At 70.5% G+C, this 12,848-nt stretch carries 15 protein-coding genes; 10 read left to right on the forward strand and 5 right to left on the reverse strand.

The window, feature by feature from the left end:
* The first annotated feature begins 82 nt into the window (after window positions 1-82).
* Window positions 83-1,054, forward strand: a complete 972-nt coding sequence (locus ACFV57_RS03685; RefSeq protein ID WP_385225290.1) for a LysR family transcriptional regulator — start codon at window positions 83-85, stop codon at window positions 1,052-1,054.
* Between the two features lie 55 nt (window positions 1,055-1,109).
* On the opposite strand, the gene ACFV57_RS03690 is transcribed toward ACFV57_RS03685, so the two are convergent.
* Both ACFV57_RS03690 and ACFV57_RS03695 read right to left on the reverse strand, forming a co-directional pair.
* The gene (locus ACFV57_RS03690) at window positions 1,110-2,255 is read right to left on the reverse strand and encodes a protein-L-isoaspartate(D-aspartate) O-methyltransferase (protein ID WP_385225292.1); all 1,146 of its coding nucleotides are present in this window, start codon (window positions 2,253-2,255) and stop codon (window positions 1,110-1,112) included.
* A 254-nt stretch (window positions 2,256-2,509) separates the two neighbouring features.
* Window positions 2,510-2,713 carry a hypothetical protein gene (locus ACFV57_RS03695; protein ID WP_385225294.1) on the reverse strand — a complete coding sequence of 68 codons (204 nt, stop codon included), beginning with the start codon at window positions 2,711-2,713 and terminating at the stop codon, window positions 2,510-2,512.
* A gap of 238 nt (window positions 2,714-2,951) precedes the next feature.
* On the opposite strand from ACFV57_RS03695, the gene ACFV57_RS03700 reads away from it, so the two are divergent.
* From ACFV57_RS03700 to ACFV57_RS03720, 5 genes are all read left to right on the forward strand, one after another.
* A complete protein-coding gene (locus ACFV57_RS03700; RefSeq protein ID WP_385225296.1) occupies window positions 2,952-3,779 on the forward strand; it encodes a Scr1 family TA system antitoxin-like transcriptional regulator in 828 nt (275 codons plus the stop codon).
* Window positions 3,776-4,000 carry a DUF397 domain-containing protein gene (locus tag ACFV57_RS03705; RefSeq protein WP_385225298.1) on the forward strand — a complete coding sequence of 75 codons (225 nt, stop codon included), beginning with the start codon at window positions 3,776-3,778 and terminating at the stop codon, window positions 3,998-4,000. The genes ACFV57_RS03700 and ACFV57_RS03705 overlap by 4 nt, the downstream gene beginning before the upstream one ends.
* Before the next feature lie 214 nt (window positions 4,001-4,214).
* The gene (locus tag ACFV57_RS03710; RefSeq protein ID WP_385225300.1) at window positions 4,215-5,114 is read left to right on the forward strand and encodes a hypothetical protein; all 900 of its coding nucleotides are present in this window, start codon (window positions 4,215-4,217) and stop codon (window positions 5,112-5,114) included.
* A 184-nt stretch (window positions 5,115-5,298) separates the two neighbouring features.
* On the forward strand, window positions 5,299-6,483 hold the full coding sequence (locus tag ACFV57_RS03715) for a helix-turn-helix domain-containing protein (protein ID WP_385225302.1): 1,185 nt from the start codon (window positions 5,299-5,301) through the stop codon (window positions 6,481-6,483).
* Window positions 6,484-6,518: 35 nt separating this feature from the next.
* Entirely contained in the window at window positions 6,519-6,731 is a 213-nt protein-coding gene (locus ACFV57_RS03720; protein WP_385225304.1) for a DUF397 domain-containing protein, read from the forward strand.
* Between the two features lie 10 nt (window positions 6,732-6,741).
* Here ACFV57_RS03720 and ACFV57_RS03725 read toward each other — a convergent pair whose 3' ends face one another.
* The 3 genes from ACFV57_RS03725 to ACFV57_RS03735 all read right to left on the reverse strand — a co-directional run bounded on the left by ACFV57_RS03725 (window position 6,742) and on the right by ACFV57_RS03735 (window position 9,270).
* Window positions 6,742-7,893, reverse strand: coding sequence for a barstar family protein (locus ACFV57_RS03725; protein ID WP_385225306.1), 1,152 nt, complete (start codon window positions 7,891-7,893; stop codon window positions 6,742-6,744).
* A 120-nt stretch (window positions 7,894-8,013) separates the two neighbouring features.
* Window positions 8,014-8,829, reverse strand: a complete 816-nt coding sequence (locus ACFV57_RS03730) for an exodeoxyribonuclease III (protein WP_385225308.1) — start codon at window positions 8,827-8,829, stop codon at window positions 8,014-8,016.
* A 111-nt stretch (window positions 8,830-8,940) separates the two neighbouring features.
* Window positions 8,941-9,270 carry a hypothetical protein gene (locus tag ACFV57_RS03735; RefSeq protein WP_385225310.1) on the reverse strand — a complete coding sequence of 110 codons (330 nt, stop codon included), beginning with the start codon at window positions 9,268-9,270 and terminating at the stop codon, window positions 8,941-8,943.
* Between the two features lie 238 nt (window positions 9,271-9,508).
* Between ACFV57_RS03735 and ACFV57_RS03740 the strand changes: the two genes are divergently transcribed.
* From ACFV57_RS03740 to ACFV57_RS03755, 4 genes are all read left to right on the forward strand, one after another.
* Window positions 9,509-10,033 carry a GNAT family N-acetyltransferase gene (locus ACFV57_RS03740; RefSeq protein ID WP_385225312.1) on the forward strand — a complete coding sequence of 175 codons (525 nt, stop codon included), beginning with the start codon at window positions 9,509-9,511 and terminating at the stop codon, window positions 10,031-10,033.
* A 138-nt stretch (window positions 10,034-10,171) separates the two neighbouring features.
* Complete coding sequence (locus ACFV57_RS03745; protein WP_385225314.1) at window positions 10,172-11,182, forward strand: ABC transporter ATP-binding protein; 1,011 nt, start codon at window positions 10,172-10,174, stop codon at window positions 11,180-11,182.
* Entirely contained in the window at window positions 11,179-12,192 is a 1,014-nt protein-coding gene (locus tag ACFV57_RS03750; RefSeq protein ID WP_385225316.1) for an ABC transporter permease subunit, read from the forward strand. The genes ACFV57_RS03745 and ACFV57_RS03750 overlap by 4 nt, the downstream gene beginning before the upstream one ends.
* A 127-nt stretch (window positions 12,193-12,319) precedes the next feature.
* The gene (locus tag ACFV57_RS03755) at window positions 12,320-12,718 is read left to right on the forward strand and encodes a GntR family transcriptional regulator (RefSeq protein ID WP_385225318.1); all 399 of its coding nucleotides are present in this window, start codon (window positions 12,320-12,322) and stop codon (window positions 12,716-12,718) included.
* The last annotated feature ends 130 nt before the right edge of the window (window positions 12,719-12,848 follow it).

A 12,848-nucleotide genomic window follows, 5' to 3' on the forward strand; every position in this document is an offset into this window, starting at 1 on the left:
GCACCTCGCCGGCCTGCGACAAGCGCAGATCTCGCATGTCCGCCCTGCGGCACAGGCATATCAGCAGCCCATACTGGGTGCCATGGATCTGGCAGTGTGGCGCACCTTCGTGACCGTGTGCCGGCTCGGTTCGCTGTCGGCGGCGGCAGCGGAGTTGCATCACACCCAGTCGGCCGTCTCCCGGCAGATTGCCGGGCTGGAACGGCAGCTCGGCGTGCCGCTGATGGAGCGCCATGCACGAGGTGTGCGCCCGACGCCGGCCGGCGAGGCGTTCCGGCGGCACGCCCTGATCACGCTCAACGAGGCCGACCGCGCCGTGCGCGCCGCACGGGACGTGCACGACGGGGCGTCCGATCGGCCGCTGGCCGTCGGCGCACCCCCCTCTCTCGCCGCGGGAATCGTGCCGGAGGCCATCCGGGCCCTGCAGGAGCAGGCCGGACCCTTCCGCTGGAGCCTGCTCCCATGCCTGAGCGCACAGCTGCACCACCGCGTGATCACCGGCGATCTCGACCTCGCCGTCGTCACCGACGCCCCGCCGGGGCTGCCGCACGACCAGCGGGTCGAACGCCGGTTCCTCGGGCTGGACGACATGGTCGTCGTCCTGCCCGTCGGCCACCCGCAGGCCGGACACGGGCCTGTCCCCATCCGGGCACTGGCCGACCAGACCTGGGTCGAGGACAACGACGGCTCAGCGGCACTGTTGCGCCAGCACGCCGCCCGCGCCGGAGTCAGCGCCCGCATCGACCTCACCGCGGCCGATCTGCCCGGCAAGCTGGCCCTGGTCGCCACCGGACACGCCATCGCGTTGATCCCCGGAGTGCTGACGCGCGCGCTACGGGCCGACGTCACCACGGTCGGCCTCGTCGATCCCCCGATCCGCGGCGTCTACACCGTCACACCGCGCCGCAACTCCCACCCCCGCACGGCGCCCCTGCTCGAACAGCTCGCCACAGCCTTCGCCTCGAACCGTCCGGCCCAAGCCGCTCACCAGCCGGCCGAGCCGGACGGCCACACCACTGCGGCGGCGCTTCACGACGTCGGCACCGGCTCTTGAACAGGCCCCGGACCGGCAAAGACCCCGGAACAGCCGATCACCGTATCCGAAATGCTCAACGACTCCGGTCGCCACCCAAGTCGCCACTCGCCCGCGGAAGTCCGCACATTTCTCCCGGCTCGTCCAGCCACACCCGTTCGCCCTCCTCGGCGACGGTCAGCCCGAACCGCTCATAACCGGGCCGCCCCTTCCCGGCCCACCACCGATACGCGGCCTCCACCTCGTCCCAGAGCCGACGCACCCCGTACTGCCAGACCCGGGCCGCCCCGCCATCGCGGAACTGCACGCACGCCCACGACCGGTCCCGCAGCCCGTAGAACCACACCGGCCGCGCCCCCGCGCGTTTCTCCGCCTCCACTTGCAGACAGTCCGGCACCCGCAGCCCCATGACGAACCGCTGAGGCCCGAACGCCCCACCCAGAAACTCCGCCTCCGTGACATCCGTAGAGGTCTCCCACCCCTCGGCCACGCTGCCCCGTACGTATTCGCCGTGCACCACCAGCGGAAGACGCTGCGCCCGCAGTTTCATGAACTCCACCGGCCCGGTGAACCGCCCCGAAGCACTGCGCCCGTCCCCCGCCACCACCAGGCGGACCACCGCATCGGCATTGCTGAAGTGCGTCCCCCACGGCGCGACCAGAATCCCCCCGGGACGGCACTGTTCCACCCAGGCCCACGGAAAGCGCCGTAGCCCACAGGTACCGATCACCCGGTCGTACGGAGCCCCTTCCGGCCGCCCCCGGAACCCGTCACCGTGCACGGCCTCGGCCGCGCTCCCGAACGCCGCCAAGGCCGTACGGGCCCGGCCGGCCACCGCCGCGTCCACCTCCATCGTGACCACGCGCCCGCGCCCGGCCGCCCGATGGGCCAGCAGCGCGGCGTTCCGCCCCGTAGCCGTACCGATCTCCAGCACCCGGTGACCGGAACGCACATCCAGGTCCCGCAGCATCCGGAACACCACCGACGGCATGGACGCGGAACTGGTGGCCACTCTCCCCGGCTCCGTACCGACGTGCTCCCCGTCGTCCCACTGCGTGACCACCGGACAGTCCGCCTCGGCATACCCCCGCCACCGCTCCGGCTCGTCCACACGGGAAACGGCAACACTCCGCCCGGCTTCCATATCCCACGGCCACATGAGATCGGGGAGGAAGGCGGCCCGGGGTACGGCGGCGAAGGACGGCGCCCAGTCGGCGGACATCGCTCCACCTGCCCTGAGGGCACTTCCCAGCTCACTGCGGCTGGGGCGCCCCGGACATTCGCGCGCCATGCCTACGCGGCCTTCGGCGGGTTGGGGACACCGGGGCCGCCGTCGGGCGTCGGCGGCTGATGCGGGCCGGGGTAGGGCTCGCCTGGGAGCTTGTCGCCACCCTGGCTGTGACGGGGAGTTGTCGTCATCGTACGGATACCTCCTGGCTGTTGCGCGATACGCGACCGTGGGTTCACGGAGGCGCCTTACAGTGGGCGGGTTCCTCCGTCGGCGGGCGGACCGCCGTGGTCGGGGTGCCTGCGAATCAGTACCTGGCAGTCCGTCACCTTGGACAGGTCCCCGGCCTTCAGTGCGACGACCAGGGCGCGCGCCAACTCCGCGCACCCCGCGCACTCCACGGCGCCCTCTTGAGACGTACGCAGGGCCGTCACGACTGCCTCCTCGCCCATGCGTCCTCAACGGTCGCACCGACCTGTTCAACGTCACCCATGGACAGCCCTTCACCTGTTCCCGAACCGCACATTCACTCAGTGCGCCCAACTGGTTACAGAGTGGCGCACGATTCAGTAGCCTTGGGGGATTCGGGCACCCAACCTGAGGGTTGGACTCTGGGGCATATGCACGCGCCGCTGACCAGCGCAAACGCCATTTCCCGGGGCCATGACCAGACCTTGAGTCGGGAGAATCGTGGACGAAGAGACCGATACCCCGGAGGACCCACGCCGGGAGTTCGCCGAGGAATGCCGCAGCGCACGCGAACTGCACGACCCGGCGCCGTTGACACAGGCCCAGCTGGCCAGACTGGTACGCACCTCGAAAAGCACGATCTCGCGCCTGGAGACGTGCCATGGGGCGATCCCCCCTGACCTTCCGCCGCTGCTGGACGAGGTGTTCGCGACGGATGGGAAGTTCAAACGGCTTCACGAGGACGCAGTCACAGCGTCGTTCCCATCGGTCTACCGGCGACGTATGGCCATGGAACGCGTGGCCGTGACCATTCGGGAGTGGTCGCCAACTCTCATCCCAGGGTTGTTCCAGACCGCGGACTACGCACGCTGTCTGTTCAAGGGCGGCTATCCGCGTGCCAGCGCGAGGGAAACCTCAGCTTTCGTGAACGATCGAATGGCAAGGAAAGCCCTGTTCGACGGAGACATGCCGCCTGACGTACGCGTGGTGCTGTGCGAGTCAGTACTGCGCCGCCACTTCTGCCCTCCCGAGGTCATGCGTCAGCAGTTGAAAGCCCTGCTCACCGCCGGGTCGCGCCCCACGGTCCGCGTGCAGGTCCTCCCCATGGACGCGCCTGCCCACCTGTTCATCGAGTGCCCGGTTTCGCTCATCACCTCCCCCAGCCACAGCGTGTCCATCTGCGTGGAGAACTACCGGACGGCTGGCATCCTGGAAGATCCGGACCTCGTTCGAGCAGCACTGCGGGCCTACGATGAACTCACCGGTGACGCGCTGCCCACACGGGAAAGCGCACGTCTGATCGCTGAGCAGATGGAGAAACTGACGTGAAGATCAGTCCGACTCGGTGGGTCAAGTCGAGCCACAGCAGCCCGGACGGGGGTAACTGCCTGGAGTGGAGCCCCACTTCCGGCATAGCAACCGGCACCGTCCCCGTCCGCGACAGCAAGAACCCGCACGGCCCCACCCTCACCTTCCCCTCCACCGCGTTCGCGGACTTCATCGCGGGCGTCAAGAGCGGCGCGTTCTCCGATGGGGCGTGGAGTCGGTAACCGGCCCTGCGATGACGGAAGGGGCCCCGGGGGCCCATCGGCACCGCAGCCCGCCGCCCGCCCTCAAGACTCAGACACCGAGCACCCAAGCACAGCCGCTGACGCGGCAGTTGGCGCCGATCCCGCTACCTTGCCACCATGACCTCGTACACCGCTCATGGGCGCCGGCGGCGTCGCGCCGGGGAGCGGCTCCCGAACGGAGGAGTGGCCAGGCATGACGAACTCACCCGCCCCTCCCCGCGGAGACCCGCCGGAAGAGAGCGATCAGGACGTGACATCGCTCCAGGGAGATGAGGCAGGCGCGGCAGCCACTTCCCCGGACGCGGCCCCTTCGAACTCCACCGCCAAGAGCAAGCTCTACTCGGCCGGTGTTCTCACGCTGATCGTCATCGCGCTCGTACTCTCGATGAACCTGTTCGTGCACGCGAAATGGTGGCGTCTGGCGATAACCGTCAGCGCCTGCGCCATCATCGTGGCGATAACCCTGCTCATCCCCCGGTCTTGGCGCGTCCGTCTGGGGACCGTCGCGGGGATCTTCGTGGCGGCTTCGGGTGTTCTGCCGATACTGCTGATCGACCCGGGTGACGAGGAGGGCAGCCCTGAGGTCGACTCCACCGCGATGGCCGCGTACGTGGAAAGAGGGCCGTTCGATCAGCGTCTGCCCACACCGCTGCTGGCAGACGGGATCACGCTTGCCAACGTCGGGAAAGACTCAGGCGCGAAGAAGCTCACCGCCGTAGAGCTGAAAATCAAGGTGGACCCCAAGTACAGCCCCTTCGTCCCGGGCGACGACAACACCGAGCAGTTCGCCATCGCGGCGTACCTGGAGGTGTACCCGGACGCCGATGACGCCACCGTACGGGGAACGGAAGCCATGCGGCACTTCAAGCATTACGACACCCCCGCCCAGGAAGACACGAATGTCGGCTTGTTCTGCTTCCAGGGAGTCACCGTTGCCGCGTTCTGGGAATGCGGCGGAGTCCGGGGGAACTCCTACGCCGAGGTCACCCTGTCCCCGGGAGACAACGCCCACCTCGGATTGGCACGGGACACGGTGACCGCGCTGTTGAACTACTCCGACAGCATGGCGCGGAAAGCGACACCCCGGAAATAGGGCAGCCGGTGGGGCCGTGGCAGCTCCACCGGCTGCTCCTGCGAGGACCTGGAGATCGTCACGCGACCAGCCAACTCGGCTGGCGACGATGAACTTGCGTCTGGCCGGCACAAAGGGTGTGCGGGTACCCGCAGGGCTTGCGACCATGGCCGGAGAACGCACCTCCTCGGGTAGGGCTGATCACATGGCGACCACGGAATTGGCACCGGGCGCGAACCTCGCAGCACTCCGCAAGGCGCACGGCATGTCCCAGACCCAGCTGGCGTGGCGGGCGAACATCTCCGTCTCCCTCCTGTCCAAGATCGAAGTGGGCGACAGGGCTCTGACGCCTGCCGTAGCGGCTGCCCTGGGCAAGCCCATGGGGCTCAGCATGGCCGAGGTGCTGGGCCGGGCCTCCGTCCCCCAGGGCGACGCACAACGGCTGGCGGACCTGCGTTCCGCGATCCGGGACTACGACCTGCCCGGACGCCACGAGGTCACCGAGGACGGCATACTCGCAGCCCTGGAAACGGCCAGGCGACACCGCGACGCCGCAGAGGTGGACCGGCTGCTGGCCCTGCTTCCCAAGTTGCTGAGGAGTGCCACCACCCATGCGCACACCGTCAACACGACGGACGCGTGGATGGCATTGTCCGAGGTCTACAGCAGCGTGTACTGGCTGGCCGCCCGGCACCGCTGGATGGACATGGCGGAACTGGCCGTGACCCGGCAGCGGTGGGCCGTCGAGCAGCAGCCCAATGCGCTGGGGGTGGCCATCGCCGCCCGTGACCGGGCCGGGGCGTATCTCAACGGCGGCGACTTCGAAGGCGGTCTGACCATAGTCGACCGTGCCATCGCACAGGCCCAGTCCGGCCTGTCGGGGCAGGACCGGGCCTTCGCCGTAGGCGTGCTGAACCTTCGGGGCATGACCCTTGCCGGGCGACTGAACGACAAGGAGGAGGGCAAGCGGGAAGCGGAACGGCACATCGCGTCCGCCTATGAGGCCGCCGAATGGTTCGACAGCCGGGACTGGCACCGACACAACATGATCTTCGGTCCGCGGAACACCACCACTCATGTCCTCGCCACCCGCCTCGACCTGGGCCGCCCGCACGAAGCCCTGACCGTGGCGGAGAACCTCGACACGGCTCTGGCGGGTCTGCCCGCCACCCGCGTCGGCCCGTCCAAGATGAACCTCGCCCGTGCTCAGCTCGACATCGGCGACCGTGACGGAGCCCTGGAGAGCCTGACCGCCGCATGGGACGCGGCCCCGCAGATGGCACGTATCCACCCGACGGCCCGGGAGGTCTTCCGCGTACTGTCCTCCCTGCACAGACGCAGCAAGCCGGAACTGCTCCGACTGTCCAAGCTCTCGGGGATCAGCCTCTAGGCCGGGCAACCCACCAGACAGTTACTGGAGGCGATATGACTCCATCTCCGCCCCTTATCTGGACCAAGTCCAGCCACAGCAACCCAGATGGCGGCAACAGCCCGGACTGGAACCCCACCTCCGGCACAGCAGCCGGTGCCGTTCCCGTCCGCGGCAGCATGGACCCGACTGGTCCCGTACTCGGCCTCCCCGTAAGCGTGTTTGGCGCCTTCATCTCATGCGTCAAGAGCGGCACCTTTCCCGGCTGAGCCGTACCGCTCACCTCAGTACGACCTCCACCCGCCTCTCCTCCAACACGGCCACCAGCTCCTCGAAGCAGTTGTAGGGCGTGCCGTCGGGTGAGAGGCGGTGGCTCAGATGGTGGCGGGCCACGTGGGAGTGGTGCCAGCGGAGGGTGAAGGGCGTGGTGGCGCCGAAGCGGCCGGAGAGGCAGTCGGACAGGGCGTTGCGGCAGCCGCCGAAGTAGCCGCCGGGGCCGTTGATCGCTTCGCCGAGGGCGCAGTACAGGCCGGTCTCGTCGCTGATGTGGCGGCCGTCGAGGTCGTAGACGCGGCCGGGTGGGCGGTCCGGAGCGTGGCCGGAGAGGCGGCAGCCTCGTTCTCGGACGATGTCGAGCCACTGCTCGCGCTCGCGGGCGGGGTAGGCGGCCCAGAGGTTGGGGGCGATGGGTGGTCCGGTGAGCCAGCGGGTCCACAGGGGGCGGGCCCAGGTGGGGATCTGCGGGTAGGGCGCGCGGGTGAGGTCGATGTCGAGCAGGCCGTCGCCGAGGGCGGACGGGCGCCAGCCGGATATGTGGAGGCCGGACACCAGGCGGTCGGTCAGCTCCGTACCGGTGTGGTCGAGGATGCGGAGTTCGGCCTCGTCGAGGAACAGGGAGCGGCGGGTGCCGGTGGACAGCACGGCGCCGAGGGTGGCGCCGGGGGCGCAGCCGAGGAGCTGGAAGGGCGGGCCGGACGGCTCGTCGTCCGGTGGGAGGACGACCGAGAGGTCGCGGCAGTGGCCGAGCCAGGTGCGTTCGTCGTGCAGGGACACGCCTGCCGCGAGGTACGGGTCCTCGGGTTCGCCGTAGAAGTCTTCGACGCCGTCGACGGTGATGTCCCAGCGCTCGGCGTCGGCGGGGTTGCGGCGGCTGCCGGTGACGCGTACGTCGAGCAGGCGCCAGGCGTCCAGCCGTTCGGAGCCCGCGGGGCATCGGTCGTCCGCCTCGGGTCGTAGCCAGATGTCGCCGAGCCGGGCGGCACCGGCACCGGCACCGGCACCGGCACCGGCAGCCGAAACGGCTCGCATCGCGTCGAGGAAGGGGCCGGTCGGGGCGCAGCCGAGGAGTTCGTATGACCGGCGGGGCGGGTCGGCGTACAGGCCGGTGACGTCGGCGCAGACTCCCCACGGGCTGTCGTCGTCGGTGTTCACCAGCGCGTACGCCGGTATGTCGCTGCGGTCGAGGCCGGGCGGCCAGTGATGGGACGGCTGGTGGTTCAGCGGTGCTCCACTCCTGTGGTCACGGTCGCGCCCGGCCCCACGGCTCAGGCGTCAGCCCTGATCGTAGGCAACCGTCACCGGTGCGTGGTCCGACCACCGGGTGTCGTAGGACGCGGCGCGCTCCACGAAACCCTTGACCGCGCGGGTGGCGAGGCCGGGGGTGGCGACGTGGTAGTCGATGCGCCAGCCGGCGTCGTTGTCGAAGGCGCGGCCTCGGTAGGACCACCAGGAGTACGGGCCCTCGGTGTCCGGGTGGAGGGCGCGGACGACGTCGGTGTAGCCCGCCTCGTCGAAGACGCGGGTGAGCCAGGCGCGCTCCTCGGGGAGGAAGCCGGCCTTCTTCTGGTTGGCCTTCCAGTTCTTCAGATCGGCTTCCTGGTGGGCGATGTTCCAGTCGCCGCACACCAGGACCTCGCGGCCGGACGCGGCGGCCCGCTCGCGCAGCGCGGCGAGGTACGGGAGGAACTCGGCCATGAAGCGTTCCTTCTCGTCCTGCCGCTCGGTCCCGACGTCACCGGAGGGCAGGTAGAGGCTGGCCACCGTCACGCCGGGCAGGTCGATCTCGACGTAGCGGCCGCTGGTGTCGAACTCGGCGGAGCCGAATCCGATCTGTACGCGCTCGGGCTCGCGGCGCGTGTAGAGGGAGACGCCGGCCCGGCCCTTGGCCGCCGCGGGCGCGTGCACCGTGTGCCAGCCCTCGGGCTCGCGGGCCTCGGCGGGGAGCTGGCCCGGCTCGGCGCGTACCTCCTGGAGGCAGATCACGTCGGCGTCGGTCTCCGCCAGCCACGGCAGGAAGCCCTTCTTGGCCGCGGCGCGCAGCCCGTTCACGTTCACGGTTGTCACAGTTAGCACTATTTGCTCCCTCATCGCGCTGGCGGCAGCGCAGCCTACGCGATGAGGGGGAACAGCGGCGATTCGGCACTACACGCGCCGGTGCCCGGCGCCGCGGGCGCCGGGCACCGTGGTGGGCCGTCCCGGTCAGTGGCAGATCGAGGAGGACGGGGTCGCGTACAGGTCGCGGTAGCAGGTCGGCAGCCGGTCGCTGTCGGTCTTGTTGACCGCGGTGATGACGTACTTGCCGTTCCGGTCGCCGAGGAGCTGGTACGGCTTGTGGCCCCACCCGATGGTGCCGGGGTAGTCCTGGCCGCCGCGGCCGTCACCGTTCCCGCCGTCGTCGTTCGGCTGGCTGCCGAAGGTGACCGGCGGCGCGGGGTCCGCCGGGGCCGCCGCCACGGCAGCTCCGGTCAGACCGGTTGCGGACAGGGAGAGTACGGCGGCGGCGGTGGCCAGCACGGGACGCAGACGCATGGCTTTCTCCTTCGGTTCAGCGTAAGTGGCCCAGCAGCCGTTCCCCGTCGGCGGGGCGGTCTGTCCTCTGCCGTACCGACACACCCCCATCGGGTGCTTTGGCTGAGCCGAACCGCCGAAGGGGAGAAGTGGGCGGAGGCCGGGTCCGGTAAAGGAGCGGAGGCCGCGGAAAGGGGGCCGGGCCGGTTCCCACCTGGCACTCTCGCCCCGGCGCCCGGACGTCCGTACGATTCGGCGGATGGATATCCGGCCCGTCCCCTATGACCACCCCGACGCCGTCCTCCTCGACCGGCTGGTGCAGCGCGAGTACGCGCAGCGGTATGACGACGAGGGGGATGTGACGCCGCTCGATCCGGGGATGTTCCGGCCGCCGCACGGTCTGTACCTGCTCGCGTACGAGGACGGGCGCCCGCTGGCCACCGGCGGCTGGCGGTCCCAGGACGCCAATCCGGAGGGCTACGCGGACGGGGACGCCGAGATCAAGCGGATGTTCGTGGTGGCGGAGGCCCGCGGGCGCGGCCTGGCCCGGCGCATCCTCGCGGCCCTGGAGGCGGACGCGCGCGCCGCGGGCCGTACCCGGATGGTGCTGGAGACCGGCATCAAGCAGCCCGAGGCGCTGGCGCTGTACGCGTCGTGCGGCTACCGGACGGCGCCGAAGTTCGGGCTGTACCGGATGTACGAGGAGAGCCGGTGCATGGCGAAGTCGCTGGTGGATGACGTGGAGGCGGTGCCCGGCGGGCGCGTGGAGGCGCACGCGCCGTAAAGCACGTCCGCACCCGTCCGCACCCATCCGCATTCGTCCGCATCCGCCGGTACGGGCCCAACCAAGATCGCGTTGACATCGATCACCGGCGCTCCCCATACTCATTCCACTAATGAACTAGTGGAAGGGGGGATTCGGGTGAGCGACCCGAGCCCATGGGCGATCGAGGCGTACGGCCTCGGGAAGAAGTACCGGCGCGGCTGGGCCCTGCGGGACTGTTCCTTCCGGCTCCCGGCCGGCCACGTCTGCGCGCTGGTCGGGCCGAACGGCGCGGGCAAGAGCACCTTCCTCGGTGCCGCCACCCGGCTGGTGCGGCCGACCACCGGGACGCTGCGGCTGTTCGGGGTGCCCGTGAGCGACCCGGCCGTACTGGAACACGTCGCCTTCCTCGCCCAGGACAAGCCGCTGTACGCGCGCTTCACGGTCGCCGAGACCCTGCGGCTGGGGCGGGAACTGAACCCGCGCTGGGACCCCGAGATCGCCGAGCGGATCGTCCGCGCCGGGCAGCTGCCCCTGGACGCCCGCATCAGCACGCTCTCCGGCGGCCAGCGCACCCGGGTCGCGCTCGCGCTCGCCTTCGGCAAGCGGCCGAAGCTGCTCCTGCTCGACGAGCCGATGTCGGACCTGGACCCGCTCGCCCGGCACGAGCTGTCGGGGCTGCTGATGGCGGAGGCCGCCGAGCACGGCACGACCGTGGTGATGTCCTCGCACCTGCTCTCCGAGATGGCGGACATGTGCGACTACCTGGTGGTGCTCGGGGAGGGGCAGGTGCGGATGGCCGGGCAGACCGACGAGCTGGTGCCCGGGCACCTGCTGGTGACCGGGCTCGCCGAGCAGGGGGGTGCGGGGCCCGGGGCCGGAGTCCCCGACGGCGTGCCCGCCGAGCTGGCCGAGCGCCACACCGTCGTGGAGTCCCGCGTCACCGGGCGGCAGTTCACCGCCCTGATCCGCCCCGGCGGCCCGCTCCCCGACTCGTGGGAGACGAACGAACCGAGCATGGAGGAAGTCTTGCTGGCCTATCTGCGCTCCCCCGGAGCCCCGCCGCTGATCGCCGAGGAGGCGCGGGTCGAAACGGGCTCGGGTACGGGTACGGGTGCCGGTACGGGTACGGGTACGGGTGCCGGCGGCGGTCAGGGGGCCGCGGCATGAGCGCGCTCTCCCGTACGGCCAAACGCGCCGGAGCCGAGGCGGGCCCCTCCGCCGCCCGCCGCGGCCTGCTGCACGGCACGACCTGGCTCGTCTGGCGCCGCCACCGCGGCACCTTCCTCATCGGCTTCGCCGTCACCGCACTGGCCTGCGCGCTCTTCGCCTACCAGCGCATCGGCCTCATGGACTTCCTCCGGGCGCACCCGCACACCATGGGCCTGTCGTCACACGACGACGGCGAGCTGCTGATGAAGTTCCAGGACCGCTTCAACTCGCTGTTCAACCAGGACATCACCATCCTGAAGGGGGTACCGATCGTCCTCGGCATGTTCGTCGGCGTCCCGCTGATCGCCTCCGAACAGGAACAGGGCACGATCCGGCTGGCCACCACCCAGTCCGTCTCCCGCGGCCGCTGGATCGCGGCGAAGCTGGGCGTGCCGCTGCTCGTGGCGTTCGTGTGCACGTCGCTGATGTCGGCCGTGTTCACCTGGCTGTGGCACCCGGCGCGCGAGCTGGCCATGATGGGCGACTGGTTCAGCAGCGGCGTGCTGGAGGCCACCGGCCCGGTGCCGGTGGCGCGCTCCCTGTTCCTGACGGTCGTCGGCATCGCGGTGGGGATGCTGCTGCGGCACGTCGTCGCCTCGATGGCGGCCGTCTTCGTCTTCGGCTTCGTGTTCGGCGTCTTCTGGAGCGAGAAGGTGTGGCCGATGCTGGCCCCGCTGCGCCGCAAGCTGTACCCGTACGACCAGGGCGACCCGCTCCTGCCCGGCGGCGCCGTGCGGATGGACGACTGGAAGGCCACCGCGGACGGCAAGGTCTATGGCATCGGGACCTGTTCCGACGGCACCGGCGAGGCGTGCCGCGCGAAGCTCGGCATCGTCAACCGGGCCACCGACTACTACGGCTACGACCAGATGGCAGGTATGCAGTGGCTCGGTGCGGGCATCCTGGTGGCGCTGGCCGCGGCGGTGACGGTGTTCGTCGTGTGGTGGGCGCGGCGCCGGCCACTCTGAGCGGCACCGCTTTGACACCCCGTACGAGTGGGCCGATCATCAAGCCGAAACGGACGCCGCCGTACAAGTCGGCGCGGGCGTCGACAACGGTGCGGGGGCAGGCGCCCGCACGGGCAGCGGGGAGGCGGTGAGCGTGGTCGAGTTCCGTATCGACCGGCGCAGCGGCGTCGCCACCTACCTCCAGATCGTCCAGCAGGTCCGGCAGGCGCTGCGGCTGGGCATCCTCGTCGAGGGCGACCGGCTGCCCACGGCCGCGCAGGTCGCGGCCACGACCAAGGTCAACCCGAACACGACCCTGAAGGCGTACCGGGAACTGGAGCGCGAGGGGCTGGTGGAGCCGCGGCCCGGCCTGGGCACGTTCGTGAGCCGGTCGCTGGCCCGGCCCGAGTCCTCGGCGGCGACCGACGCGCTGCTGCGCGAGGAACTGCGGACCTGGATGGAACGGGCCCGGACCCAGGGCCTGGCCAGGGAGGACGTGCAGGCGCTGCTGAACGCGGTGCTGGAGGAGCGGTATCCGGCGGGGTGAGCGGTAGCCGGCGAGGGCCCGTACCCGACGGGAGCCCGTACCCGGCGGGGTGAAGGGCCGGGGCGCGTGGTCGGCGACTTGCTCCGGGCGCGCGAGGCCTCAGCGGCTCGCACCGGGCGTACGCCGCGGC

It is taken from the genome of Streptomyces sp. NPDC059788 (assembly GCF_042732265.1).
GTDB lineage: Bacteria > Actinomycetota > Actinomycetes > Streptomycetales > Streptomycetaceae > Streptomyces.